The organism is Allomuricauda sp. R78024 (genome assembly GCF_044596045.1).
In the GTDB taxonomy this organism is placed as follows: Bacteria; Bacteroidota; Bacteroidia; order Flavobacteriales; family Flavobacteriaceae; genus Flagellimonas.
The window spans coordinates 2,058,927-2,085,674 of sequence record NZ_CP138995.1 but is presented as its reverse complement, the minus strand read 5'-3'; the positions used below and the strand labels follow the sequence as shown (position 1 = coordinate 2,085,674).

The window sequence follows — 26,748 nt, the reverse complement described above, 5'->3', positions numbered from 1 at the left end:
CTCCAATAAAAAAGGCGCCTTACATAGGCGCCTTTTTTATTTTTTATATATACTATGTATTACTAAGAAACCACTTCTTCTTTACTCTCAATTGAGGCTAGATAACGTTCTGCATCCAAAGCAGCCATACACCCTGTACCTGCAGCAGTCACAGCCTGTCTATATTCTTTGTCTTGTACATCGCCACTTGCAAAAACTCCTGGCTTGTTGGTCTTGGTAGATTTTCCCTCGGTAATAATATACCCAGTCTCATCCATATCCAATTGTCCTTTAAATATATCGGTATTTGGTTTGTGACCAATTGCAATAAAAAGTCCGGTAATCTCAATATCTTCTTTCTCTCCTGTTTGATTATTTACCATTCTAAGGCCCTCAACCACTTGCTCACCAAGAACCTCATCGACTTCAGCATTATAACGAACTTCAATATTGTCCAAACTATTCACCCTATGTTGCATGGCTTTAGAGGCCCTCATGTGATCTTTACGTACCAACATAGTAACTTTTTTGCAAATATTAGCCAAATAGGATGCTTCCTCCGCAGCTGTGTCACCAGCGCCCACAATAGCCACTTCTTGTTCCTTGTAAAAGAAACCATCACAAACAGCGCATGCAGAAACACCACCTCCCCTTAAACGTTGCTCACTAGGAATGTTTAGGTATTTAGCTGTGGCACCCGTAGAAATAATTACAGTCTCTGCTTCAATTAACTTGTTATCGTCAACCGTTACTTTATGAATTCCTCCTAGTTCATCACTAAAATCAACTGCTGTGACCATACCAATCCTAACCTCAGTTCCAAATCTTTCTGCCTGTTGTTGTAACTGAACCATCATAGTTGGTCCATCTATACCTTCAGGATACCCTGGAAAGTTATCCACTTCCGTTGTAGTGGTTAATTGCCCACCAGGTTCCATACCAGTATACATTACAGGTTTTAAATCTGCTCTAGCCGCATATATTGCAGCAGTATATCCAGCGGGGCCGGATCCAATAATCAATGTTTTTATTCTTTCTATTTGTTCTGACATAACAAAAATCTTCCTCTATAATTACTTTTACAAAAGTAGGTTTTTTGTACAGAAACTTACATAATGGTTATCCCAATTTGATAAGAACGTCTATGGACGTTTTGGGTTACCCATGTCAACCTAGCAATGCTGCGGTTTTTATTAAAAAGTATTGATTTGGAAAAACTTAAAAGAAATACCTTACTTTTTTTAAGTGCGCAAATTCAAAGCAAGGTAATTGCACATAATATCAAAAACCGTTACAACCAAGGAGCTCAACCTCAAAACCCCTTGGCGCAACGGAGACTGACTTCTTCTAAAAAAGACACTTGGATAGAGAACACTATATCAACTATTACCTCATATCTTCTTCTTGGAAGTCTATATTGAAATTTTTAAAAATTTTGACTACTAATTCAAGTAAACTTAATATTGAATTATTTTTAAGTGATGCTATAATTAATCAATGGCCAATATCCATTAACAGATATGCATTTTGGATCAACCTAGTTGAATTTTAAGGAAAGTATTAGTGGATCTTTGAGTCTAGATGCAAAAAATCAGAAATCTCCTTCACAAACTTTTTAATGGAGTGAAGAATACAAATCGTATTTTCTAGATTTGGTTATACTCACATTTATAATCGCTATTGGGGAAAAAAATAATCTGAACAGAAACAGAAAAAATTCGTCTCAATCATCAATTTAATGAGCGAATAAAAGCATTATTACAGTCCTAAAATGGATAAAAAATCTGATTTATAACTTTCGCCAATGGGTATACGAATATCGTTGATAACGATTCTGTTCCTTTGAATAGTCTTAATGAAATTGACATTTACGACATACGATTTATGTACTCTATGAAATTGATTTGATGGAAGGTTGTCCTGCATTTCCTTAAAGCTCATAAGAGTCAATATTGCTTTGTTGGTCTTGACAACATAAATTTTCAAATAGTCTTTTAATCCTTGAATGTATTGAATATCATCTAAGTCTATTTTTACGCTTTCATACTCAGCTCTAACGAAGATGAATTTCTGGTTTTCGGTCGTTTCCCCATGTGAAGAAAAAACATTGCCCATAGTGGGTATTTCTTTTTTTGCCATAAGCTCTTTGGCCCTGGATACTGACTTTATGAAGCGATGATACGGAATGGGTTTAACCAAATAGTCCACCGCATTCAATTCAAAACCCTCAACTGCATACTGAGAATAGGCAGTCGTAAAAATAAATAAAGGACGGTTCTCTAAAGAGCCTATAAAATCCACTCCGCTAATTTGCGGTAGTTCAATATCGCAAAAAATGAGATCAACTTTACGTTCTTTTAGAATAGGGATTGCATCCAAAGGGTTAGTAAAAGTACCCACCATTTCTATAAAATCAATTTTATCACAATAGCCAGTCAAAATATCAATCGCCAAAGGTTCGTCATCAATAATTATACATCTCATTATAATAGTTTTAGGGTAAGATTTACCTCATATATCTTTCCATCGTTATTCACCAACAACTCATGGGATTCTGGATATAATAGCTTTAAACGATTTTTTATATTCGTTAGTCCAACACCTGAGCTTTCGGATTTTTTTTTAAAAACCCCGATTTTGTTCATTACGTACAACTGTAAAGACTCATTTTTTATAGAAAGGTTTATTTTAACATTGGTTTTTCCTTCAAAGTCAGTACCATACTTAAAGGCATTTTCAATAAAGGAAATAAAAAGTAATGGTGGAATTATTTTTCCCTTATCATCTCCTGAAATTTTTAAAGTTACATTTTCACTATCTGATAGACGGAGACGCTGCAACTTTACAAAATTCTGAATGTATTCCAATTCTTTGTTCAGTGGTACAAAACCTTTATCAGCTTCGTACAACATATACCGCATTAACTCTGATAAATTGATAATGGCATCAGAAGTATCTGGTGATTTTTTTACTGAAAGAGAGTATATAGCATTTAAAGAATTAAAAAGGAAATGAGGGTTTAGCTGTGTTTTTAAGAACTGAAGTTCTGAGTTTATCTTTTCTTTTTCCACTATTTGACGTAGATCGTCATTTTTTCTCCATTCCGTATAAATTCTTAAAAGTGCACTGATTACAAAAGGTACAGATAAGCCAATAGTGGCCATAACAAATTGACCTAATGGTGCTCTAGCCCCACTTCCTTTGGGAAAGGCTATCCTGTTTTGAGGCATTCCTGGGTAATAGAATTTTATGAGAATAACAATTCCAAGCACTAGCATTAGAGAAACCAGTAGATAGATTGCGGTTTTCTTTTTGAGCAGGAGCTTTGGAACTAGATAAAAATAATTGAAATAGAATAATACTACCAATAGAATCATACGAACAGGTAAATCAAATCGCATAGGTCTTGATTGCATAATATAAGGATACAGCAAGACGCTATAAAAAGTAAGCCATAAGACGAAATGGAGCAATATTTGTTGAATCTTTCCTTTTTCAATTCCCATCTTAATATGATTAGTTTTACTATAGTTCAATATTGAACTTTTCAATTTCTTCAATATGAATTACCGGGGTTTCACCATTTGTTAGTTTGTGTACTACTAATTCAGCTATTGATTTAGCATCTTTTGCAATTAAAAAGGGCTTTTCTCCTTGAACTGCAGGAATGAACTCTTGCCTAATGAGTGTTTTTTTTCCATTTAATATTTGATAGCCAAACCCCCCATTTACAGAAATGACCTCAGAGCGGAAGAGTTGCTTTGAGGCTTTCTCTTTTGGACCAAGTCCTTCAACCACAATAAAAAATAGTCCTATAAAAAGTAGTGTAAGAATAATAATCCAAAGCCATTTCATATTCCTTTAATTTTATGCGAAATGGGGGCGTGCTCCTGACACGACCCCATTTGTTGAACAAAAAAGATCATTAATCAAATAAAAATCTAATCGTCTTCGTCGTACTCTTCAAAAGGGAAGAATTCGTCAAAATCATCCAAATAAAGACTTCCAGTTCTACCTAAGCCCACAAAAGCCTTGCTTGAATTGGAAAATACTATAGGGTCCTGTCTTGAGGAACCTTCAAAACTAGTTTTGACCTCCCAAGTATCTGTTGATGGGTCGTATTCCCATACAGAAGTTAGGGCACCACTAGAATCACCACATGCAATATAACCATAACCATTCAGGGCAAACCCTACTGCATTGCTTCTTGTAATTGTATAATCGTCTTCCTCATCCAAATCTAATTTTTTGGTCCAACTTTCGCTCGTGGAATCAAAAACCCAGAAATCATCCAAGTAGCTTCCATTGGAAACTCCAGTACCCAAGTATACTTGATCGCCAATTATAAAGGTAGTGGCAGCTCTTCTTTTATCTCCACCAAAACCTACAAGTTCTGCCCAGGTATCAGTAGCAGGATCATATTTCCAAAAATCTTTACGGTCGTTCTCCCCATCATACCCGGTACCAAAATAACCAAACCCATTTATTCCAAAAGCAACAGCACTTCTTCTTGTGGTAGATGGCAACTCAGCAATTTCTGTCCATGTATTGGAACTTGGATTATATGAATAAAAATCGCCTAGCTCATCCAATCCGTCATAACCGGAGCCTACATATCCTGTTCCTTCAATTTCAAAACCAACTGCCGCATTTCTGGCAGCACCAGGAAAATCAGCCTTCTGCGACCAGAAATTTCCATCCATATCATATGCCCAAACAGAGTTAAGATAATCATCTCCATCATAACCTACGGCCACATATCCAATGCTACCTATTGTAAAGCCAGATGTACCACTTCGTGGACTACCATCAAAAACTGACCTATTGATCCAGTTACCCAAATCCTCTTCGTCATCACCATCATTTGAGCAACAGACGAAGAACAGAATCGTCACGCTTAAAACTGACATTAATCTAAAGCGGTGTCTCATTCTTTTCATACCGTAAAGTTTATTGTTTCCATCAAAACTAGAATGCTTCTTCACAGATTAAAACCGAAATAGATAAAGTTGGTTTTTTAACAGATAAACGAGCTTGTTTCATCTACCAACAAGAAATCGTTTTTTGTAGTGGAAATATCTGTCTTGGTCTTATAAGACTTGGTTTTTGTCTATTCTGGTTTTAATACTTGGGCGCTCCGTCTACTTTCACGATAAATTAGTGAAATGCGAAAAACAATATGGTTATTAAGTTGGACAGTATTAACAATAATGGCTTGCAACGAGGAATCCCTAAATTCTGAATTTGTTGCTGGTGATCTTTTTACCGATAGCAATATTCGTGTGGTATTGATAGATACTCTAACCGTTGAAACATCGACCATGAAGTTTGACAGTATCATAACTTCTCAAGTCACCCGGATGCTAATAGGGAAATATACGGATCCTGTTTTTGGCACAGTGCGGAGTTCAAGTTATGCAGAGTTATTGCCTTCAACTTATTTCTTAGATGCAGAGGCTGAATATGATAGTATTGTTTTTTACTTAAAATATGATGAATACTATTACAATGATACCTTACAACAGAATACTATTCATTTAAAATTGCTTGATGAACAATTGAAGCCCGATGATGACAATTTTTATAATACCACTACAATCTCTTACACCGAAGAAGATCTAGGATACTTAAACTATACTCCAAGACCTTTGCAAACAGATTCTTTAAACATCAAATTGAATGATGGTTTTGGAATAGAATTATTTGAAAACTTGCAAGACCAAACCATTACTAATTCAGATGAGTTTAAGGAATACGTTAAGGGGATTGCATTTATACCAGATGAAACTGATAATAGTTCGGTAATAGGGTTTTCATTGGAATCAAGTTATATGAGGCTCTTTTTTAGCATGGCCGAAGAGGATGAAAGAGTGCAGGATTATATTGATTTTTCTGTTAACACAACTGATTCCCCTATTCCGTTCTTTAACCAAATAAATGCAGAAGAGCCAAATGAATATCTTGAAAGTCTTACTAATCAGGAAATAAATCTAAGTAGTTCAGAATCTGAAAACCAAAGTTATATACAATCTGGTGTTGGCATTGTTACAAGAATACAATTTCCTCATATCAAATCGATTTATAACATTCCAGGCCAAGGCACTATTTTGGATGCAATTCTAAAAATAAAGCCCACAGATAGCTCTTACAACGACCAATTAATATTAAGAGATAACATATCCATCTATATAGTAAATCAAAATAATGATCTAACCCAACAGCTTTTGGTTGCAGACATTTCGCCGGTTGTGGCAACCTTGAATACCGATAATCAAGAATTTAATGATATCTATTACGAAATATCCCTTGGTAGTTATATTGAGGAATTACTGCTTGCCGAAAGAGATACTGAAGACGCACTTATTCTTTTGCCCGATGATTATAATACTACCGTTGATAGGTTTGTATTGAATGGAAATAACAACCCTGACTATCAAACAACACTAGAACTCACCTATGCTATTTATGATGAAAGCAAATAAGGCATTTCTTTATTTGACTCTTACAGTCGCGTTACTATCAGTAAAACAGATATTAGCACAATCTGAGGGGTTGACCAGTTCTCCGTATTCATTATATGGTCTAGGCATAATTAACCAGACCAGTATTGGAAGATCCAATAGTATGGGCTATACGGGTATCGGATTAAAGACAGAAACGGAAATTAACAATTTGAACCCTTCCAATTTTGCCCTAATTCCCCAAAACTCCTTTTTCTATGATGTGGGCATCATGGGAGAGTACAACAACTATAGTAATAAAGGATCTGATGAAACAAGAACCACATTAAACTTTTCCAATTTGGCATTCGCATTCCGGATAACAGAAGGTTTTGGCGCGGGTATTACCTTGGTTCCTTATAGTGATGTTGGATACTCCCTAGTCGGTGTTCAAACCAATATTGAAGGTTCCGACGAGACTTTTGAAAGTAACATAACTGGATTAGGGGGACTAAATGATTTTCGAGTAAATCTTGGTTATAGCATAACAAACAAGCTAAGGTTAGGCGCAGGTGCTTCTTTGCTTTTTGGAAATATAGAGGAAGATGAAGCTTTTGTAATCAGCAACAGTGTCTTTCAACTAACCGAAACCACAAATTATAGAGGTTTTAGGCTGGGTCTTGGTATGCAATTTGACCTCACCGAAAAGATTACAATAGGCGGTACTATTCAGTTTCCAACAGATCTAAACGGTAGCTTAAAACGTTCAGTGTTTAAAACTTTAGATGGTGAAGAGGTAATCGTCGAAGATGAGGAAGCAGACACTACTGCAGATTTTAAAATGCCAATGGAGCTTGGTTTTGGTTTAAGCGCGAAACTTTTCAAAACCTTGACACTAAGCACCGATTATAAAAAAAATTATTGGGACAATACTGGGCAAACAGAGAATATTGGTGATTATGTTGATCAGGATATTTATGCTTTTGGTCTGGAATACATCAAAGACCCATCTAGCTACAAATACAAAGACAGAATACGATATAGAGCAGGCTTTAATTATGACAATGGCTATTTAGCAATCAATGATGCCCAAATAGATGGTTATAGCATTACCGGAGGTATAGGCCTACCCATTGGCCAAGGGAATAACTCCATACTAAATTTATCTTATAGCTATGGCCTAAAAGGTCAAATTCAAAATATACTGATTAAAGAAGATTACCACTTGTTGACACTAAATATGAGTTTGGAGGATCTCTGGTTCAGGAAACGAAAAATAAATTAAAGCAGGCAGCCATAGAGGTTTTGACCTACATTTTTTTAATGGAGTGAAAAATACAAATCGTGTTTTCTAGATTTAGTCATACTTACATTTGTAAGCGCTATAGGCTCTTGCCATTTTTTCCAGCTTTTGTTTGATAATGGGAGTGCTAACGGATGAAAAACCCATGACCAAACCTTTTTCCTTATTGTTCTTGATAAAGTATTTACTATAGGGAAATGATATAACCTCTTTATCTATGAGCATTTTAGAAACCTCAATGTCACACATATGATCCGGAAGTTTCGCCATAAGATGTAGTCCCTGATTAGCGGGTTGGATTTGAATACTGTCATCAAAAACATTTTGAAAATGTTCGACAAAAAACCGTTTGCGCTCATTTACCACTTGCACCACTTTTCTTAAATGCTGATTGAGATAATCTTTTTCTATAAAATCAGACATTACCTTTTGTGTAACTGGGGATATAAATCTTAAAGATTGTTCAAACATAGCGTTGATACTATCAACATAATGAGGTGGAGCAATTAAATATCCTAATCTTATAGATGGGTGTAAGATTTTATTAAAGGTCCCTTGATAAAAAACTCTATTACCCTGATCCAAACCAAATATTGATGTAATAGGGCTTTCCCAATTGCTAAACTCATTATCATAATCATCTTCAACAATGATCATGTTGTTTTCCTCGGCCCAATCTAAAAGTTCCAATCGTCTTTTAAGACTCATTTGAACCCCTGTCGGATACTGGTTAGAGGGTGTAGTGAAAATCAGTTTTCCTTTTTTTAGCTTAACATTACTCAGGCTTTCTAGAGACAATCCCTCCGAGTCAATTTCCGCAGGAATAATTTTGGCTTTTAAACTATTAAAAACGGCCAAAGCATTAGCATATGTAGGGTTTTCAACAACCACTTCATCTTTTTTATTTAAAAGCAAATCTCCTATGATGGACAAAGAATGGAGTGACCCCGTAACAATTATAATCTGGGAATAGTCACATAGTATATTCCTATACATTTTTAAATAGTCCGCTATGTTTCTGCGTAGGCAATCCAAACCAAGGGTATGACTATAAGACATATCGGAATATTTAATATCCCTCCAATAATTATTGGTTAAATTTTGCCATTGTCGCACAGGAAAAACATCTAATGGAGGTAAACCAGGCCTAAAAGCAATGCCTTTATTATGCCCTCTATTCATCAAGGTGATGCTAGAACCAAAATGCTCTGCCCGTTCAGAGATTTCTGGATACTTTGTAACCTGTTTGTGGGTTCTAAGACTGTATTTTATTTTCTTATCCTTTATGTCATTCACATAATATCCAGAACCCTGCAAGGAGTAGACATAGTTTTCTAAACAAAGTATTTCATAAGCTTTTATAACCGTACTACGTGATAAGCCCATATCCTGAGCCAACAAACGGGTAGGGGGCAGTTGATATCCCTTTACCAGTTTTTTTTTGTTGATGGCACTTATAAAAGAATTGGACAACTTCATATATAGGCTTTGCTGTCCATTGTCTAGGCTGAAACCGTGAGATATAAGTAAGCTATTGAGTTTGGTCTTCAAAATTGAAATGTATTGAAAAAAAAAATTGGTATGGGAAAGGTAGAAAAACATTTTATAATATTGATTAACACTTTATAAACAACTAAATATTAAATATTTAACTAAATATGATTAAAGTAATCCAAATAGGATTGGGGCCTTTGGGGCAACAAATTGGTAGGTACATTTCTGAAAAAAAAAGCATTTGCACAATTGCGGCAATAGATATAAACAAACAGTTGGAAGGAACTGATTTTGGACAACTCATTAATGGTAATACATCAAAACTTTTAATTGAGAATTCTGTGGAAAATGCACTGCAAAAACTTAATGAAAAACCAGATGCCGCCATAATCACAACAGTTTCTAGTATAAAAAAATTAGAATCTCAAATTGAAGAAGTGGCTAAGTATGGAATTCCCATAGTTTCCACTTGCGAAGAACTTTCGTTTCCTTGGGAGGAAAACCCTGAAGCTACCAAGAACATTGAAGCAATTTGCAAAAAATACGAAGTAGCTTGTCTGGGCACTGGGGTAAATCCTGGTTTTTTAATGGATTACCTCCCATCAGTACTTAGTTCAGTTTGCAAGAACATTGATAGCGTTTTAGTAGAGCGAATTCAGGATGCCACACCAAGGCGAATTCCTTTTCAAAAGAAAATTGGAGCTGGATTGGATTTAGAAACATTCAAAGCTAAAGAAGCGGAAGGCACACTTAGGCATGTTGGACTTAAAGAATCCGTATATTTCCTAGCTGAAAGCTTAGGTTTTACATTGGATGATGTAACAGAAAACCTAAATCCAGTAATAGCGGACAGTAGTTTAAAGACACCTGCAATGGACATACAGAAAGGAGATGCTCGCGGAGTTCAACAGATTTCTCATGGTTATCAAAATGGAGAATGCAAAATAGAAATGCATTTTAAGGCTGCAGTAGGTGAGCCAAGATCTTATGACAAAATCACGGTAAAGGGAATTCCATCTTTTACCTCTGAAATAGATACCGGGATAAATGGTGATATCGCCACCTGTGCTATTACTATAAACGCTGTAAAGAGCATTGTAAAAGCAGCTCCTGGGTTGCACACTATGGCTACCATAGCCGTCCCGGGGTATTTAAATTAAAATAATAAATAACAATATTTTTAAATCTAAAATGGCCAATTATCCAGATAAGGTATATATAAATGGAAAAATAGTCCCTCATCAAGAAGCCCAAATATCAGTTTTTGATAGGGGCTTTTTGTTTGGTGATGGAGTGTATGAAGTAATGGTTCAAATTGGAAATGCCTTTTTTTATGGTAAAGAACATTTGGATAGACTTACAGGTTGCTTGCAAAAAATAAACTTAGATTTTGATGTAACCACATTGCCTGCGGAAATTGAAAATTTACTAGCTGCATCCAATTTGGCAGGCAAAAACTGCCTGGTTTATATGCAGATTACTAGAGGCGTAGCCATTAGAAAGCATGCATTTCTAAAAGCTATCACACCAACTGTTATTATGTATGCCACTCCATTTACATTACCCGATATCAACCAAAAAAATATTGCAACGGTTACCACTGTGGACAATAGATGGCACCGATGTGATATAAAGGCAACCTCACTTCTTGGAAATGTAATGGCAAACAACCAAGCCGCGGAACAAGGAATGTATGAGTCAGTTTTTATAAGAGATGGAAGAGTAACGGAGGCATCTCATTGCAATGTATTTTTTGTAAAAGACGACGTCGTTTATACGCATCCTGCAGATACCTACATATTGGATGGTATCACCAGACAAGTAGTAATACAATTATGTAAAGACCTAAAAATAGAATTTAAGGAAGAACCCATTCTGGAAGAGAACCTGACTACTATGGATGAAGCTTTCTTGAGTGGTACAACAACTCAAATTGCTTCAATTGGTAAGATTGACGACCATTTTTATAGCCTAGATGGCAGTGTTGGTCCCATAACCAAGAAATTGCAACAAGCATTTTTAGAATTAAAGGAGAGACATAAAGGAACCACCATAACCAACTAATACTGTCTTTTAAGAAATATCGATATAACAACGTGTGAACTAAAACCTAAAACAATGACAAGAATAACCCAAGTAGGCGTTCTATTTTTATTAATCATAATCAATGCTAACTTAATTTATGCCCAGGACATTCCACAAGCAACTAAAACCTATAATAAGGAAATTAAAAAACTTGGAAGCCAAAAAGCTATTCAACACGCGCTTCAGGTTGTTGTTGATATTGAGAGCGAAACCAATAGTGACCTCGTCTTATTAACAGAAATCCCTGCCCCGCCTTTTAAAGAAACCGTTAGGGCAGAAAAGTTTAAGTCCATGTTAGAAGATGCTGGTGCGGAAAAAGTTTGGATTGATGAGGTAGGAAATGTGATTGGACTTCGCAAAGGCTCAGAAGAAGGTAAGGTTGTTGTTTTAGATGCCCACTTAGATACCGTTTTTCCTGAAGGTACAGATGTTACGGTCACAAAAAAAGGAGACACACTTTATGCGCCAGGAATTGGTGATGATACTCGAGGATTAGCTATGGTCATAGCCGCATTAAAAGCCATCAATAAAGCTGAAATCAAAACTAAAGCAGACATTCTATTTATAGGGTCTGTTGGTGAAGAAGGTCTAGGCGACCTTAGAGGTGTAAAGCACCTGTTCCGAGAAGGCAAAGATAAAATTGACTCATGGATATCAATTGATGGAGGAAAAATTGGCAGAGTAAACAACGCTGCACTTGGCTCAGTACGATATAAAGCAATTTTTAAAGGAAAAGGAGGACATTCATGGGGCGCATTTGGTTTGGCCAATCCACATCATGCCTTAGGAGTGGCTATTAAAGAGTTTAGCTTACAAGCTTCTGGATATACATCAAAAGGTCCCAAAACAAGTTTTAATGTAGGTCGTATTGGAGGTGGTACATCTGTAAATTCTATTCCTTTTGAATCTTGGATGGAAGTTGATATGAGATCTGTAAGTGCCGACAGACTCAAAGAAATAGATGCTATATTCTTAAAATCCATGAGAAAAGCTGTAGATGAATACAATGCATCCGGAATCAAGGATGCAATAACATTGGAATTAGTAAAAATTGGTGACAGACCTTCTGGCGAAACAGCAGTTGATAATCCATTGGTGCAACGGGCCATTGCAGTTTCCAATTACTTTAATGCCTCACCAAAACTTACCATTGGCTCTACAAACGCTAGTATCCCAATATCCAAAGGCGTTCCGGCAATAACCATAGGACGAGGTGGAAAAGGGGGTTCTGCTCATGCTTTAGGTGAATGGTGGATCAATGACAATGGTGCAGAAGCGATAAAATTAGCCTTATTATTAACATTAGCTGAAGCAGGAATTTCCAAATAAAACTAAACACATGAAAAGTAAAATAGTCTTTCAACTGGTTTTAGCAGCAATCTTTTTCTTGAGCTGTAATGATACGCAACAATATGATATTCTTATTTTGAACGGAGAAGTTTATGATGGGTCCGGTAATGCTCCTTTTAATGCAGATATCGCTATTAAAGATTCAACTATCGTTAGTGTTGGAGACTTATCAGAATACAAGGCAACAAGAATAATCGATGCAAAAGGGATGGCCGTTGCTCCTGGCTTTATAGATATGCATGCCCACTTAGACCCTATACTAAATCTTTCAGATTGTGAAAGCCATATAAGACAAGGGGTTACAACAGCTCTAGGAGGGCCAGATGGAGGCAGTCCATGGCCTATCAAAGCTCATTTAGATACTTTAGGGCAAATAGGTGTTGGAATGAACATAGCATATTTGGTTGGCCATAACCAAATACGGAAAAACGTAATGGCTTTAGACAATAGAGCTCCAACAGCAGAAGAATTACAAGAAATGAAGGCCCAAGTGGGACAAGCAATGGATGAAGGCGCCTTTGGTATTTCAACTGGGTTAAAGTACTTGCCAGGTGCCTTTTCAAATGTAGATGAGGTAATAGAGCTGTCAAAAGTTGCTTCTGGAAAAGGTGGAATTTATACTTCACATTTAAGAGAAGAAGGTTTGGGACTGTTTGATGCTGTAGCAGAAGCAATTAGTATATCAGAAAAGGCTGATATTCCAGTAATACTGACACACCATAAAGCAATAGGAAAACCTATGTGGGGGAAAAGTACGGTGACCTTGGCTATGGTAGATTCTGCCAGAACTATTGGACTCGACATAAAAATCGACCAATATCCATACAGTGCAAGTCACACCGGAATTTCAGTACTTATTCCAAGTTGGGCAAGAGCAGGTGGAACGGAAGCATTTAAAGAAAGAGTCCAAAATCCACAACTTAGAGATAGTATTAAAGCGGGAATAATTTTTAATATCCTTAATGATAGAGGTGGAAATGACTTAACGCGTATTCAATTTGCCAAAGTGAAGTGGATGAAAGAATTGGAAGGAAAAACATTGCAGTATTGGTGCGAATTAAGAGGGCTTGAACCAACACTTGAAAATGGTGCCGATTTAGTTATAGAGGCTCAGGTAAATGGCGGAGCATCTTGTATCTATCATGCTATGCATGAAGAAGATGTGGAACGCATCATGAAGCATCCGCAAACCATGATCGCATCTGATGGTAGACTTGTAAGACCAGGGCAAGGACACCCCCACCCTAGATGGTATGGGACGTTCCCACGGGTACTGGGGTATTATGTAAGAGAAAAGTCAATCATAACAATACCTGAAGCAATCTATAAAATGACAAAATTGCCTGCTTCTTCTCTGGGGTTGACTGATAGAGGAATGATTAATGAAGGTATGAAAGCAGACATTGTTGTTTTTGATCCAGATACCATTATTGATAAAGCAACTTTTGAAGACCCTCATCAATACCCTGAAGGGATACATTTTGTATTGGTCAATGGGCAAATCTCCATTGATGAATCAAAATTCAACGGTATAAAAGCAGGAAAAGTATTGAGAAAAACAGCAGCTAAATAGAAGATTGAGAGCTAGCCTTTATTGTTGTTTATGAAAAGAAAAAAGGGATGCAAATTGCATCCCTTTTAACATGAGAAAACTAAGCTAACTCAAAACTAACTACTAATCTTTCTCATTGATTAACAGGTGTTGGCGTAAACAAATCCGGTATCGGGTTCGGCAAATTACTGTTATTGTTAATCTCTTCTTGTGCATACAGAAAACGCTGAGGATTGACCGTAGTAGTTGCATTGTTTAGGGGGAAAGGCACTATTAAATCTGTCTCAGTACGTAACCTTCTTACGTCATTAAAAGGCATATAAGTACTGAATCCTGTCACATAGCGCTCTTCAATAATTTCACGTAATACCGCTCTGTCTGTAGCAATATTATCTGTGTTCTCCATCCCTCCAGCTTCAAAATCAGCTAGCACATATGAATCATACAAAAATGTATCATCGGTGTTCATTAAATTAAAAGCTTCTCCAGAATTCAGGTAAACTCTTAATTCATTCAACTTATCTACAGCTCCTTGCACATCGTTGTTTGCTCTTATCAAACACTCCGCCCATATCAGTAAATTCTCCTCATAACTTACTAGTTTCATAGGGGTTGCAGGACCATCTATTCCATTAAAAAGATCTTCTTCAATACTACTTTCCTGAGATCCGTCACCACTGATATAAGAATACGCCCTACGTGCAGTTTCATCAGTTTTAGCATTGTTTCTGCTATCAACATTATCTGGATCCATTAAATCCCTGTAAAAGGCTCCATCTCCCGTCATATCCTCTGCACGACTACTGTTTACAAAATTGAATAAAATATTACTATCTCCATTTACTTCTCCTTCTGGGTTATAATTCATTGTTCCGGAAGCATCATTTATACCATTCACAACATTTGCCAATGCCTGAGCATACTGTTTTGTTTGCAAATAATAGCGAGCCTTTAGAGTATATGCTGCAGCAATCCATTTATCACGGTCTCCAACAAAATAATTATCAACATTAACTTCAGCGTCAGCGGTAGCCAATGAAGGAGTAATAGAGCCATCTTGTAATTTTGGAATTGCACCATCTAACAATGTTTGTAATGCTGTATAAATATCTACTTGAGCATCCAAAGTTGGATCTTCAGAATCCAACCCAGGATTATCGGGAACAGCTGCAGAATATGGAATATCCCCAAATAAAGAAGTAGCAGTCCCTACTGCCAAAGCTTCATTTACATCAACAATACCCTGAAGAAATCCAATTTCTGGGGAGAGCCTCCTCATTTCCTTATTTTGAACCAAGATTCCATTGTAAATGAACCCCCAAACCGCATTAGAATCTCCGGGGGTATAATCATAATTGTATAAAGTCTGCTGTACTAACTGAACGCCTATCAAGCCACCTGTATAATACATGCTTGTTCTTGCCAACTGTCCCTGTTGTACTTGGGCATTTGCCAATAATGTTCCTCTAAGCAATAAGTCACCAGAAGGAACCTCCACTAAATCATTGGGATTCTCATTTACATCTAAGTATTCATCACAAGCTGTTACCGATGCTAGAAAAATCAATGATAACATTATTTTATATATAGATTTCATAATTTCCTACTTGTTAAAAATTAAAATTGATTCCAAAAGCATATGTCCTTGCTCCCGGGTTAGAGAAATAATCTAAACCTTGAGCTCTACCAACACCAAACTGACTAATATCGGGATCAATACCCACGACATCTGTCCAGATAATCAAGTTACGACCAGAAGCGGTAAACTCCACCGAACTTAAGCCAGTCGCTTTTTTAAAGTTTTCTGAATCAAGCCTGTATGACAATGATAGTTCTCTCAGTCGTGTCCAACTACCGTCTTCAACAGCAAATTCATTTAACTTTCCATCTCCAAAGCCATATAAGGAAGTATAATATTCTTCGTCCAACAGTACATTGCCGCCACCAAAGTTACCAACGTTTCCTCTGACCACAGAACCGGCGGGGATTACATCTCCATCAAAATTTGTTAAATCTTCTGATAAGGTAATGGTCTTACCTACATCTGCATGTGTTCCAAAAAAGGATAAAATAAATCGAGTACGTTGTGCCAAATCATTTCCTTGACTTGTATCAAATGATGCCGCTAAGGATAAATTCTTGTATGCAAGATTAAATTGCAAACCACCTCTCCAATCTGGATTGGGATCTCCAACAATAAGATTTCCGCCTGTATCTACTTGTGGAAAACCATTAGCATCCAAAACCAAGCTTCCATCATCATTTCTTAAAGCACCTTGAGTGTACAATACTCCTAGGGGCTCGCCATCAATCGCTACAGATTCAATAGAAGTACCTTCAGAGAATTCTTGGATAAACTCTCCGGTACCATCTACACCTCTTACAACATTTTCATTAGTACTATAATTTAAAGCAATGGAGCCTTTCCAGTCCTCTTTTCTAAGGAAATCATATCGTAATTCAATCTCTAGACCATCATTTTCTATGGTAGCACCATTGGCGTAAATCTCATCAAAACCAAGTGATGGAACAAGGGCAAGATCCAATAAAACATCTTCCGTTTTATTGGTATAATAGGTCGTTGACAAGGCCAATCTGTTTCGTAAGAATCGTAAATCCAACCCTACTTCATACTCCGTTTTGATTTCAGGTTTTAAATCAGGGTTTCCTAACCTTTCATCAAACTGAAATCCACCTCCAAAATCTTCAAGTGCTATTTGATCCGAGAAACTTGAAAACGTTCCCACTTCAAAAACCGTTTGTTCTCGATGTGCAATTGGAACATTTGCCACTTGACCATAGGCTAATCGTATCTTACCAAACGATAAAGGCCCTGAATCTTTTAATGCCTTAGTAAAGGTCCACCCCAATTCCGCACTAGGATAAAAGAACCCATTATTTGATTTGGGTAATACAGAGTGCTTTTCAAATGCGCCACCTAATTGTAAGATCAGCTGATCTGCATAATCAAAATTTGCAGTCCCGTAAAAGCGAATATTCCTTCTGCTGGTTCTGGTAGTTTCTGAACCAATATTTGCTTTTGCAGAAAGCTCATTGGCATCCAGAGGTTTTCTAAAATTGGCAACAAAGTTATCCGCTTCTGTAAAAGTTCTTTTACGTCTTCTATCATTAAGACCAAAACCAACAATTATATTGCTGTTCAGGTTTTTACTCAACTCATAGTTGAAGTTGGTTAGTAAATCAGCATTATACTCTTCGTTATTGAAAGTTTCATCGTTTAATAGACCAAATCTCCTTGCAGCACCCGCTGTATAATACGGGAAAAAGTAAACCCTTGTATCAACATAAAAATCAACTCCCCCTCTAACAATGCTACTAATATTATTATTCCATTGATATGAAACTTCACCGGTACCAATTAGTCTATTTACTTTAGCTGTACTTTCTTGTTCATTAACAGTCCAAAGCGGATTGTTGTATATGACATTGTCACTATTGCCCAAATACCTTCTATACCCTCTATGTCTGTTAGGCGTAATAGAACCTGAACCATTATTGTAATTACCAATATAATCTGTTTGATCAAAATCAGCCGGAGTACGCAGCAATCCTAGATACAAACCTGCAGTATTGGAACCTTGTTGTGTCCTATTGGAACCTGTATGCACATAATTGGCCTTAAAATTGGTCCTCAACTTATCCGTCAAGTTTTGTGTCATATTGATAGTAAAGTTCGTTTTCTTATAAAAACTACTTCTTATAATACCTTCTTGGTTTACATGTGCAGCACTTATGTAATACGTTCCTTTCTCGTTACCACTGCTCACGGAAACTTTATTATCGTAAGTAATACCTGTTTGAAAAACCTGGTCAAAATTTCTGTTAGTGAAAATTTCTCTTGAATTCTTTTGAGTAATAGGGTAAATAATGTTGCCTGTGGTCAAAGATTCAAAAAACTGCCCTGAGGTATCAACGCCATCAGCGCCGCCAGCTCTTTCTGAAATTCTATCTCCCCATGATCGTTGTGCTGTTGGACTAAAACTACCGCCATTACCTTGACCAAAAGCGGTCTGCAATGGATGCTCATATCCAATTTGATCAATAGAAACACCTGTAGAATAGCTTACATTAAATCTACCTGCTTTACCCTTTTTTGTAGTAATTACAATAACACCGTTTAAGGCTCTTGACCCGTACAATGCACCTGCGGATGCCCCTTTAAACACTTGAAATGATTCAATATCTTCTGGGTTGATATCATTTAACCTAGATTGTTGTGATACCCCTGCGGATTGATCATCATCACCAGAACCCGCTAAATTGTCATTGTTCAATGGAATACCATCTACAACAATTAAAGGTTGGCTTGAACCACTCAATGAACTTGTTCCTCTAATTTGAATGTTAGAACCAGCACCAGGATCACCCGAGGTTGCATTAATAGTTACACCAGCTGCCTTACCCGCAATCCCGTCAATAATTTTGTTTTCTACGGGCTGTACCAGTTTATCAGCATCAATTTTCGAATAGGTAGATGCCATTTTATCCCGCTGTTCTACAAAACCCAATGCGGTTACCACTACCTCTGATAAGCTTTCCGCGTCTGGTTGCAGCACAAAACTCATTGAAGTCTCTGAGCTAATAACCCGCTCTTCTGTGCTATAACCAATAAAAGACACGACAAGTGTCTCCCCTTGGTTCGCTTCAATAGTATAATTTCCATCAAAATCTGTTGTAGTTCCATTGGTAGTCCCTTTCACAAAAACCGATGCCCCTGGTAAAGGACCGGTCTCATCTGAGACTGTACCAGAAATCGAAACTTGGGAATACCCAATTCCTACAGTCAAAAATGCCAGTAGGAATGTTAAAAATGATTTTCTCATAAAATTTAGTAATTAGATAGTTATTTATTAGTTGCTGTTTGTTAATAGTTTCATCATTTCATAGGCTGATACTTTTCCTTTTAGTGTTATAAAATCCCTTGGGGTCTCATCCCCTATTTCGTATGTGATGCCGACTGCATTGAATCGTTTTAGAAACCAACCTTTGGATACGGGTCTGGTACTTGTTGCACTTTTCTCGTTAACCTTATAATTTGGAATGTTTGCTTCCAATTGGGCAAACCAATCTTCAACGAAACTTGGAAGATTCGTATTTTCCCGTTCTACATTGGTATAAAAGACATCGTGCCAAGTGGAATGAAAATCCAACCCCAACAATACCTTAACACCTTCTTCCTTTATAGTTTGTTCTATTTGATGGGTCACTGCCAATATTTCTGGCTGTCTGTATTTGCTCCAATCCCTATTAAGGTCAACACCTCCTGCATTATGCCTCCAATGTCCTAGATCCACCCCATCAGGATTCATTAGAGGGAAGGCCAATACTCTATATTTTTCAAGGAATCTATCCGTAAGCTCACCACTTTGTAGAATAGTTTCTAAAAAACTCTGAAAGGCGAAGTATCCTGTCACTTCAGGTGGGTGTTGACGAGTCAGTAATACTATAATATCCTTATTTGTTGCAGCCTCTGTATAGATATCTAGCATTGGAATATCCTTTCCTAAATGGGTTTTTCCAATAACTTTCAGATTGGTTACTAGTCCATTTTTTTTTGAAATGGAAGTATACCAATCCTTAACATCTTGTGATGTTGCAACCTCCTGAGCAGCAATAACAGTGGTATCTTTTAAAACTCTAAATTTTAATGTAGCAATAGTATCCTTTATGGAAAATACTGCAGAATCTACTTGTACCCATCCCCTATCTGCCGTTTTATACTTTGGAATATATCTGTGTTTATATCCTTTAGGGTAGCTAAATTGAAAATAAACATCCCTTTCATTACTTGCCCAAGTCTTAAAAGCAAAATAGGCACTGTTGTTTATGGGTTCATTTTCAGGTTGAATTCTCAATACTAAAGTGCTATCATTTTTAACACTTACATTATTTAGTCTAGCGCTTGGAAAGTCATTACTAACATAAACTCCAATATCAGTTACAAGTTCAACTTGCTTATGCTGCAGGACTATTGGTTTGTCCTTTGTATCAACTTTATTTGGAAATTTTATGATTCGCGAGCCAGTGCATGAAACTGTGAAGGTAATAAGGCATATTACCAAAATAGAATGTGAAAATCGCATGAGGCTCACCATGGATTTCTGTGGTTTTGAGGTTAGTTAATTATCATAAAATAAAGTTAAATTAATGTGCTGATAACAAACCAATTTTTGGTTTGAAGGCATACCAATTTACTATACTCCATCGCTTAACATAAGCCCCGATATACTCTTACTATTTTTATGGTATTCCTTGTTAATCCATTTAAGTCATTAAGGTTTAAAATCTAATCATACATAAAACACACAGTGATCATTCAACTTCTGTTCATTAAAAGCTCGAAACCTTTGCAGTATTCAATTACAGATTCATTAAGTAGAGAATACATAAAACCCTATCAACCAAAAGATTAATAGGGTCTGTAAATTAAAAAAAATGTCGGGATGACAGAGTTTGAACCTCCTCCACTATCCATTTGGAAACCAAGTGTTTCCATTTATTCTTTCCAATTCTCGTAACCCTTTTCGTCACGAACGACAGCTTTCTGAAGCTTTCGTAAAGTAAAAATAAAAAAAGTATGTCAAATGGATACAATGGAGTACAAATAAGATTTCCTTTGCTCAACTTATCACTATAGGTCTTAACTCAAGGGCAAAAGTGAAATCGTTGTGTCCAAAAAAGGTCAATAAACGAAACCACTAAAAAGATCAGGTTTGGGACTCTCTAGATAAAAGATTTAGGCTTCCAATCGAGGCGACCAACAAGGGTATTCCCATCTACGATTGGTATGCTAAACAATGTAGTGCTTTTATCCCAAAATTGATTTTCCTGTGATGTAATGGAGTTGTTCTGATTAGTAAGGTATGATGAAGTGCACTATAAAGAGTATTCTTACAAAAACAACATTTTCATTAAACTTATTGCAAAAATGTTGTCATTTGGACCTATTTATTTAGTTTAGTGTAAATTTTTTATTATTATTTTGATAATAATGAAGATTTTTAAGAGGTTGGATTTCACAAAAAGAATACTTTTTAAAACACCAAACGCCCCCATGAACCTGCTCCATTAATTTAAGTATGCTTGCCTATGAATAACCATTTGTTTCCATAAAGGAATGCCCAAGGTTGTGGCCACAGGAACAACGTATTGTAATGGAACAGCAAAATGCCCATATCGACCCTTCTTTTATATCCCTTCTCCAAAAGGGAGACAAGGCGGCCTTTGAGACCCTCTTCCGATTGTATTACGACAAACTTACCTACATCGCCAGGAACTATCTGGTCCGTGCCGAGGATGCAGAGGGAATCGTACAGAACGTTTTTCTGTACTTATGGGACAAAAGAGGCAACCTATCCGACATCACCAATATCAACGCCTATCTCTATACTTTAGTCAAACGGGGCTGTCTGGACCAATTACGGCATGAAAAGATCAAACGCAATTTTATAGACGATGCCCTTTATAAGACCAAGCTCATCCAATATGGCTTTGTGAAGGATGAAGCGGCCTCTCTACTTCTGGAAAATGAGTTGGGACAAAAAATTCTGGAGGGTGTGGAACTGCTGCCCAATAAATGCAGGGAAGTATTTGTCAAGAGCCGGATGGAAGGGTTAAAACACAAGGAAATTGCCGAAGAATTGGGTATTTCCCATAAGACTGTCGACAACCATATCGCCAAGGCCCTCGCCCATATGCGATTGCACCTGAAGGACTTCTTGAGCCTTTTTTTATAAAAACTTCACTTTCGAGTAGGTGTAAATCCTTTCTGAAACGACTTATATATGTTCCACTGATAGTTTTGGGTGGAAAATGATGAAACAAATCATGCTGTTCCTAGAATAGCCAATCGATTTTTTGATATGAACGATCAGGACATTATAGACTATCTCCAAGGGCCCGTCGGCCCAAAGGAAAAGGACGCCATGCAGGACTGGATTCTTGAATCGAGGGAAAACGCGAAGCGGTTCTACCAAATCAAGGCTGTCATTATAGCCTCCAAACTGAACGAGGCACATGAAACGGTGGATACTGAAAAAGGCCTTGAACGATTCGAGGAGATTGCCTATTCCAAAACAACATATAGACGTCTTGTTCCCTACTTGAAATACGCGGCCGCTGCCATTGTATTGATCGGGCTCGGAATCCTATTCCAGCAAGGTTTTTTTGAAAGCACGGATGCCCAACTTTTGGTTCCTGTGGACGAAGTCATCACCCTTGAACTGGAAAATGGAACAATCAAGGTGATCGATGAAGACGGAAATACGCAAATCATGGATAAGGACGGCACTGTGGTAGGGTCACAAAAAGGAACCCAATTGGTATATGAAGGTAAGGCAGCAACTGAAGAAGTGGTGTACAACACTCTGACCGTTCCCTATGGCAAAAGATTCGATTTGCGACTATCAGACGGCACTGTTGTATATCTGAATGCCGGAACCAAAATGAGGTATCCCGTTACATTTTTGGAGGGGGCCCGAAGACAAGTATTTTTAACCGGGGAAGCCTATTTTGATGTGGCCAAGGATCCTGACCATCCCTTTATCGTGAATGCCGAGGAATTGAATGTACAGGTAGTGGGCACGGAGTTCAATGTATCGGCCTACCAAGAGGATGAAACCACCGCCGTGGTACTGGTCGAAGGATCTGTTGGGCTATATCAGGATGGTAGTGAATTGGAAGGTAAGACAAGTATGTTTTTAGAGCCAGGCTTTCAGGGAACCTTTGGGCGCGCCAACAACAACCTTTCCGCCAAGAAAGTCAATACATCGATATATACGGCATGGATGAGTGGAGAGTTGGTCTTTCGAAATATACCATTCGATACTATTCTTCTGAAAATGGAACGTCATTATAATGTAACCATTACCAATCAGAACAGGGAACTTGGACGAGAACGGTTCAATGCCAGTTTTCTGGATCAGCCCATAGAGAACATTTTACGCTATTTCAATGAAACGCACGAAATACAATATCATATAGAGAATAACCAAGTGATTATAGATTAACCAAAAAATGACCATTTATGAGGAGAAACTAAAAATGAAATGAAAATATCACAAAAAATCGGAGCATGCTATGAACATGCCCCGATGATAAAATTGTGATTTACTAAAAATTAGATAACCACAATAAAGCACTTAAAAATATGAAAAACTTCTTTATAAGTAAGAGAAGATGCCTGCCAATACCAAAATTCGATTTAAAGATGAAGCTAACAACATTATTTTTATTGGTTACCATCTTTGCCCTTCAGGCCAATACAAGCTATTCCCAAAAGACTAAAATTAGTCTAAATCATGAAAATGTTCCGGTGGCCGAAGTCATCGATGATATAGAATCCAAAACGAAATTTCGGTTTGTCTACAAAATGAAAGATGTGGATATAGACCGAAGGGTCTCGATAAAAGTTGACAAGGCGCGAATTGAAACCATCTTGAAGCTTTTGTTCAAGCAAACGGATACCGAATACAAGGTCTTGGATTTGCAGGTAGTGCTGCGCGAGGCGAAAACAACCAAGAATATTCCAAAACAGCAAGCGTCCGTACAACAAGATCCTATTAATATTTCTGGCACAGTTACCGACGAAAAAGGGAATCCTTTACCGGGGGCGAGTATTACAGAGAAAGGTACAACTAATGGCGTGGCTACTGATTTTGATGGAAACTACGAATTTAAGGTGTCTTCAGGTCGAGCAATTTTAATCATTTCTTATATAAGCTATATTGATCAAGAAGTACCCGTAAACGATATCCAAATACACAATATACAATTACAACCCGATTTGTCACAACTTAACGAAGTTGTTGTTATTGGGTATGGGAGTATTAGAAAGAGAGATTTAACAGGCTCAGTAGGTTCGGTTAAAGGAGAAGATCTAAATGCATTCCCGGCTACTCGAAGTGACCAATTGCTACAAGGTAGAATTGCAGGAGTTCAGGTTAGTAATGCCAATTCTAATCCGGGAGGCGATGTTCGTATAAGAATTCGTGGAACTTCTTCCATTAATGCAAGTAGCAGCCCTTTGGTAATTGTAGATGGAATAATTGGCTCTGAACTGGAAATGGTCAACCCTAATGATATTCAGTCTTTAGAAGTCTTAAAGGATGCTTCCTCTACAGCAATTTACGGGTCTAGAGGAGCAAATGGCGTAATCATTATCACCACCAAAAGGGGGAGAATAGGAAAAACATCGGTAAACTACTCCACCTCTTATGCAACGCAGACAGTAAGGAATAAATTAGATTTAATTGATGCTTCTCAACATGCCCAATACATTAATGAAGCTATCGATTCAGGTAATGGTAATGTAGAGGAAGAAAACCGACAACCAACAAATTTAGGAAAAGGAACTGATTGGCAAGACCAAATATTTAGCTCTGCTCCAATGGTCAATCACAATCTCTCTATCAGGTCAGGAAATGAAAATACTCAAGTAGCCCTTTCATTGGATTATCTGAATCAAGAAGGAATCATTAAAGGGTCAGATTTTGAAAGAGGTACAATACGTTTAAATTTAGACCAAAAAATTAGTGACAAGCTAAAGGTTAGTGTTGGAGCTTATTATGCTCGATCTGGTCAGAATTCATCATTTATAAATACCTCTGGGGGATCTAATGGCTCAGGTATAACTGCAGCAGCCATTAGATTCTCACCTATTCTTTCTCCTTTAGATACCAACGGTAATTATACCGATAAATGGATGTGGGATTATGGTGATGGAAACAATCCATTGGCACTCACCAAAGAAAGAACAGATCTTACAACAAGGGATTTTCTTCAGGCTTCAGTATTTGCAGATTATGAAATTATTAAAGGTTTAAATCTAAACACCCGGTTTGCCTATACATCAAATAATAGACTAAGAAGGTTTTTTGTTACGTCCGCCTTGCTGGAAGGTAGCAATAATGGTGTAGCTGCTATAGACAATAGAGATGCTAACACTTGGATATCTGAGACCACCTTGGTTTTTAACAAAGAATTCAACAATAATCATAATTTGACCGTTTTGGGTGGATTTACTGCGCAAGAGGACAGTTTTTTTAGCTCTGATATAGATGCTGAAGATTTTCCAACTGAGAGCAATACCTTCAATCAAATCGAACTTTCCAATCCAGAGTTCTTCATGATAAATTCTGGGTCAACCCAAAGAAATTTACTGTCTTATCTTGGACGTATAAACTATGCATTGTATGGTAAATATTTGTTTCAGGCTAGTGGACGTTATGATGGTTCCTCCGTATTGTCCGAAGGGAATAAATACGCTTTTTTTCCCTCTTTCGCTTTGGGATGGAGGATTAGTGATGAAAACTTCTTCAACAATGAAGGGTTGGTGTCTTTTTTAAAACTTAGAGGAAGCTGGGGTGAAGTCGGCAACCAATCGGTTTCTCCGTTCCAAACTTTTGCATCAGCCGAAGTTAATACTGGAGATACTCGATTTGCTCCAGATGGCGTGACGCCCATAACTACGGTTATTTTAGACAATTTAGGCAACCCATCGTTAACATGGGAGCGTACTCGCCAATTGGATATAGGGTTGGATGTAGAGTTATTCGGTGGTAAAATTGACTTTACCGCTGGATATTACAAGAAAAACACATTAGATCTTCTGGTAGAAAGAACGATTCCTTTAATAACCGGTTTTGGTTCATTGCTGAGCAACGTTGGTGAGGTTGAGAATAGCGGACTAGAATTTTCGCTAGGCACCAATGTGAATATCGGAAATGTAAAATGGGCTTCAAACTCTACCTTGTCAATCAATGACAACAAAGTGGTAGACTTGGGTGATAAGGATGAAATATTGTTAAACCCTGGCTATAACTACGCTAGAGCTGGTTCGGTACGCTTAATTGAGGGAGAACCTATCGGAGCTTTTTGGGGCTATGAATTTGATGGCATATACCAAACCCAAGAAGAAGTAGATGCTAGTGGTTTTGCGGGTGCTGTACCAGGAGATGTTAAATTCAAGGACATAAACGACGATGGTGTGGTGGATATTCAGGATCAGGGTATTATAGGTAATCCACAACCCGATTTGATTTTCAGTATCGACAATACACTGTCGTATAAAGGAATTAATCTGAATTTCTACATAACATCAGAGCTAGGGTATGATGTAGCTAACTTAACCCATTCTGCAAGTAGTGTGAAAACCGTAGAGGAATTCAATGGACGTTGGAGAGGAGAAGGCACAAGTAATTCTTGGCCAGCTCCCTGGGAAACACCTTCCTTTAACAATTTCAGCTCATTTTGGTTAGAAGATGGATCCTATGTGAGGTTAAGGAATATTTCACTAGGGTATGATTTTCAAACTGATCTTCTCGAAAAATTAGGTCTTACTGCTCTTAATATTAACATTAGTGGGCAAAACTTAATTACTTGGACTAATTATTCAGGATTTGATCCTGAAGTGAACTCGAACGGAAATTCAAACACCGTGTTAGGTTTCGACAATGGTTCATATCCAGTTGCCAAATCTGTAACACTTGGTTTAAGAGCCTCTTTTTAAAATTTAAAGCTATAAA

Annotated in this window: 19 protein-coding genes; 10 read left to right on the top strand and 9 right to left on the bottom strand. The window is 37.3% G+C overall.

Annotated elements, in window-relative coordinates; all coding sequences use genetic code 11:
- Positions 1-62 precede the first annotated feature (62 nt).
- Positions 63-1,031, bottom strand: coding sequence for a thioredoxin-disulfide reductase (trxB, locus tag SJY44_RS09250; RefSeq protein ID WP_396589486.1), 969 nt, complete (start codon positions 1,029-1,031; stop codon positions 63-65).
- Positions 1,032-1,187: 156 nt separating this feature from the next.
- Between trxB and SJY44_RS09245 the strand changes: the two genes are divergently transcribed.
- Complete coding sequence (locus SJY44_RS09245) at positions 1,188-1,400, top strand: hypothetical protein (RefSeq protein WP_396589485.1); 213 nt, start codon at positions 1,188-1,190, stop codon at positions 1,398-1,400.
- A 337-nt stretch (positions 1,401-1,737) separates the two neighbouring features.
- On the opposite strand, the gene SJY44_RS09240 is transcribed toward SJY44_RS09245, so the two are convergent.
- The 4 genes from SJY44_RS09240 to SJY44_RS09225 all read right to left on the bottom strand — a co-directional run bounded on the left by SJY44_RS09240 (position 1,738) and on the right by SJY44_RS09225 (position 4,919).
- Positions 1,738-2,463: a LytR/AlgR family response regulator transcription factor gene (locus tag SJY44_RS09240; protein ID WP_396589484.1), complete on the bottom strand. Its 726-nt coding sequence runs from the start codon at positions 2,461-2,463 to the stop codon at positions 1,738-1,740.
- Complete coding sequence (locus tag SJY44_RS09235) at positions 2,463-3,485, bottom strand: sensor histidine kinase (protein ID WP_396589483.1); 1,023 nt, start codon at positions 3,483-3,485, stop codon at positions 2,463-2,465. Before SJY44_RS09235 ends, SJY44_RS09240 begins: the two co-directional genes overlap by 1 nt.
- 19 nt (positions 3,486-3,504) lie before the next feature.
- The gene (locus SJY44_RS09230; RefSeq protein ID WP_396589482.1) at positions 3,505-3,834 is read right to left on the bottom strand and encodes a DUF4907 domain-containing protein; all 330 of its coding nucleotides are present in this window, start codon (positions 3,832-3,834) and stop codon (positions 3,505-3,507) included.
- An 86-nt stretch (positions 3,835-3,920) separates the two neighbouring features.
- On the bottom strand, positions 3,921-4,919 hold the full coding sequence (locus SJY44_RS09225) for a kelch repeat-containing protein (protein WP_298924990.1): 999 nt from the start codon (positions 4,917-4,919) through the stop codon (positions 3,921-3,923).
- Positions 4,920-5,144: 225 nt separating this feature from the next.
- Between SJY44_RS09225 and SJY44_RS09220 the strand changes: the two genes are divergently transcribed.
- On the top strand, positions 5,145-6,461 hold the full coding sequence (locus tag SJY44_RS09220) for a DUF4270 family protein (RefSeq protein WP_396589481.1): 1,317 nt from the start codon (positions 5,145-5,147) through the stop codon (positions 6,459-6,461).
- On the top strand, positions 6,445-7,704 hold the full coding sequence (locus SJY44_RS09215; protein ID WP_396589480.1) for an OmpP1/FadL family transporter: 1,260 nt from the start codon (positions 6,445-6,447) through the stop codon (positions 7,702-7,704). The genes SJY44_RS09220 and SJY44_RS09215 overlap by 17 nt, the downstream gene beginning before the upstream one ends.
- Positions 7,705-7,776: 72 nt before the next feature.
- Here SJY44_RS09215 and SJY44_RS09210 read toward each other — a convergent pair whose 3' ends face one another.
- Positions 7,777-9,273 carry a PLP-dependent aminotransferase family protein gene (locus SJY44_RS09210; RefSeq protein ID WP_396589479.1) on the bottom strand — a complete coding sequence of 499 codons (1,497 nt, stop codon included), beginning with the start codon at positions 9,271-9,273 and terminating at the stop codon, positions 7,777-7,779.
- A gap of 107 nt (positions 9,274-9,380) precedes the next feature.
- Between SJY44_RS09210 and SJY44_RS09205 the strand changes: the two genes are divergently transcribed.
- Genes SJY44_RS09205 through SJY44_RS09190 form a run of 4 tightly spaced genes read left to right on the top strand, consistent with a single transcriptional unit; the run spans position 9,381 to position 14,224 of the window.
- A complete protein-coding gene (locus SJY44_RS09205) occupies positions 9,381-10,376 on the top strand; it encodes a hypothetical protein (RefSeq protein WP_298924979.1) in 996 nt (331 codons plus the stop codon).
- A 31-nt stretch (positions 10,377-10,407) separates the two neighbouring features.
- Complete coding sequence (locus SJY44_RS09200) at positions 10,408-11,280, top strand: aminotransferase class IV (RefSeq protein ID WP_396589478.1); 873 nt, start codon at positions 10,408-10,410, stop codon at positions 11,278-11,280.
- Between the two features lie 54 nt (positions 11,281-11,334).
- On the top strand, positions 11,335-12,630 hold the full coding sequence (locus SJY44_RS09195; protein ID WP_396589477.1) for a M20/M25/M40 family metallo-hydrolase: 1,296 nt from the start codon (positions 11,335-11,337) through the stop codon (positions 12,628-12,630).
- 10 nt (positions 12,631-12,640) lie between these two features.
- Positions 12,641-14,224: an amidohydrolase family protein gene (locus tag SJY44_RS09190; RefSeq protein ID WP_396589476.1), complete on the top strand. Its 1,584-nt coding sequence runs from the start codon at positions 12,641-12,643 to the stop codon at positions 14,222-14,224.
- 112 nt (positions 14,225-14,336) lie between these two features.
- Here the strand turns inward: SJY44_RS09190 and SJY44_RS09185 are convergent, their stop codons facing one another.
- The 3 genes from SJY44_RS09185 to SJY44_RS09175 are packed head-to-tail and all read right to left on the bottom strand — an operon-like array spanning position 14,337 to position 20,319.
- Positions 14,337-15,800 carry a SusD/RagB family nutrient-binding outer membrane lipoprotein gene (locus tag SJY44_RS09185; protein WP_396589475.1) on the bottom strand — a complete coding sequence of 488 codons (1,464 nt, stop codon included), beginning with the start codon at positions 15,798-15,800 and terminating at the stop codon, positions 14,337-14,339.
- 13 nt (positions 15,801-15,813) lie between these two features.
- Positions 15,814-19,047: a SusC/RagA family TonB-linked outer membrane protein gene (locus SJY44_RS09180; RefSeq protein WP_396589474.1), complete on the bottom strand. Its 3,234-nt coding sequence runs from the start codon at positions 19,045-19,047 to the stop codon at positions 15,814-15,816.
- 27 nt (positions 19,048-19,074) lie between these two features.
- Complete coding sequence (locus SJY44_RS09175; RefSeq protein WP_396589473.1) at positions 19,075-20,319, bottom strand: M14 family metallopeptidase; 1,245 nt, start codon at positions 20,317-20,319, stop codon at positions 19,075-19,077.
- A 1,059-nt stretch (positions 20,320-21,378) separates the two neighbouring features.
- Between SJY44_RS09175 and SJY44_RS09170 the strand changes: the two genes are divergently transcribed.
- The 3 genes from SJY44_RS09170 to SJY44_RS09160 all read left to right on the top strand — a co-directional run bounded on the left by SJY44_RS09170 (position 21,379) and on the right by SJY44_RS09160 (position 26,732).
- Positions 21,379-21,960 carry an RNA polymerase sigma-70 factor gene (locus tag SJY44_RS09170; RefSeq protein WP_396589472.1) on the top strand — a complete coding sequence of 194 codons (582 nt, stop codon included), beginning with the start codon at positions 21,379-21,381 and terminating at the stop codon, positions 21,958-21,960.
- A 126-nt stretch (positions 21,961-22,086) separates the two neighbouring features.
- Positions 22,087-23,232, top strand: coding sequence for a FecR family protein (locus tag SJY44_RS09165; protein WP_396589471.1), 1,146 nt, complete (start codon positions 22,087-22,089; stop codon positions 23,230-23,232).
- Positions 23,233-23,432: 200 nt separating this feature from the next.
- On the top strand, positions 23,433-26,732 hold the full coding sequence (locus SJY44_RS09160) for a TonB-dependent receptor (RefSeq protein ID WP_396589470.1): 3,300 nt from the start codon (positions 23,433-23,435) through the stop codon (positions 26,730-26,732).
- The last annotated feature ends 16 nt before the right edge of the window (positions 26,733-26,748 follow it).